Annotated in this window: 1 protein-coding gene and 1 tRNA gene; both read right to left on the bottom strand. The window is 71.5% G+C overall.

The window, feature by feature from the left end; all coding sequences use genetic code 11:
- Positions 1-265: 265 nt before the first annotated feature.
- A tRNA-Arg gene (locus ACXJKL_RS20850) sits at positions 266-338 on the bottom strand.
- Between the two features lie 105 nt (positions 339-443).
- The gene (locus tag ACXJKL_RS20845) at positions 444-1,370 is read right to left on the bottom strand and encodes a PAS domain S-box protein (RefSeq protein ID WP_457208905.1); all 927 of its coding nucleotides are present in this window, start codon (positions 1,368-1,370) and stop codon (positions 444-446) included.
- Positions 1,371-1,550 lie beyond the last annotated feature (180 nt).

Below are 1,550 nucleotides of genomic sequence, written 5' to 3'. Positions count from 1 at the left end.
GGACGTACCTCGCGCCAACCCGCCGGTGCGGTCGCCCGCGGCGTACCCCAGCGCGCCCGAACCGCCCGGTCGGCACGATCCAGCGTTACGAAACCGCCCGGTCGGCGCCTTCTAGCGCGACGGAACCGCCCGGTCGGCGGTCTGCAGCGGTACGAAAGTGCCCGGTCGGCGAACGACGAAGACCGGACCCATGGCGGGTCCGGTCTGTCGCTGGACGTGAGGAGATCGGTCGGTCGGTCGGTCGGTCGGTCGGTCGGTCGGTCGGTGCCCCAGGCAAGAGTCGAACTTGCGACCTTTCGCTTAGGAGGCGGCTGCTCTATCCACTGAGCTACTGGGGCGTGGCCACGAGCGGGTTCGAGGTGAACGATGCCGGTGGCCGCGAGCATTTTGTCAGCAGACCGTCTGCGTGACCAACGTGGGCCCCGTGCGAGGGGGAGTGGGTGCTACGTCACGGCCGGTGGCGCGACGAGCGGCTCGCCCTCGACGACGCGCTGGCACACGTCGTGGACCGTCAGGTGGTGGGATCGCGCGTAGGCGCGCAGCGAGGCGAAGGCATCGTCCGGGGTGACCCCGTCGCGACCGACCAGGTAACCCTTGGCCAGCTCGATCACGAGTCTGGACTGGAAGGCGGTCTCGAGCTGTCTGGCCCGCAGCTCGGCCTGCTCCATCGCCACCCGGGCGGGGCTGGGGCGCAGGTTGCACACGACACCGCGCACCATCGGGTCGTCGAGCAGGTTGGTGAAGGCGGCTTCCGCCCACCTCCAGTCTTGCCAGGCCTTCACCCGGACGTCGACGGGAGGGTGCACTCCCGGACGTGAGACGACGTCCTGGAGCAGGGTCGCCAGCGCCGGACGGTCCTCCTCGTGCAGCAGCGGGACGATGGAGGTGCCGAGGAGGGCGTCCTGCTCCCACCCGAAGAGCAGCTCCACGGCGGGGCTCGAGTAGGTGATGACGGCGTCGCTGCGCAGCAGCAGTGCTGCATCGGTCGAGCGCTCGAGGAGGGGCCGCAGGGCGGAGCCGAGGTTCGTGGAGACGCCCACGATCCCGATCAGCCGCCCGTCCCGGTAGATGCCCGCGTCGGTCACCAGGGCAGGAAACATGCTGCCGTCCTTGCGACGCACGGGGAACCCGCCGGACCAGGAGGTGCCGTCGCGCAGTGCCGCCATGATGTCGGCGCCGACCTCCTGGGCCACGTCCGGGATCGCGAGCGTCGCGATGTTGCGACCGATCGCCTCCTGCGCCGTCCAGCCGTAGAGCGCCTCCGCGGCCGGGTTCCAGTAGACGACCACCCCGGCGGGGTCGGTCGTGATGACGGCCTGCCCCAGGGACTCGAGCTGTTCCGAAGGGCTGAGGGGTTGCTCGCTGGGCATGGCTCCACGGTGCCGAACCGTGGCCGATGACGGCAGGGCCGAAAGGCCGTGGCCGTCGGGACGTCCATGCCGCACCGGGCGGCTAGGGGCTGCCCACCGCCCGGGCAGCGTGCACGGCGGAGGCGTAGCGCCACTGCCGAGCCGCCGCGGCGCTGGAGGCCGCGACGGTGGAGGCCGCGG

Source organism: Nocardioides sp. P5_C9_2 (assembly GCF_054049555.1).
The sequence above is the reverse complement of the archived record's forward strand: the minus strand, read 5'-3'. Positions and strand labels throughout refer to the sequence as shown.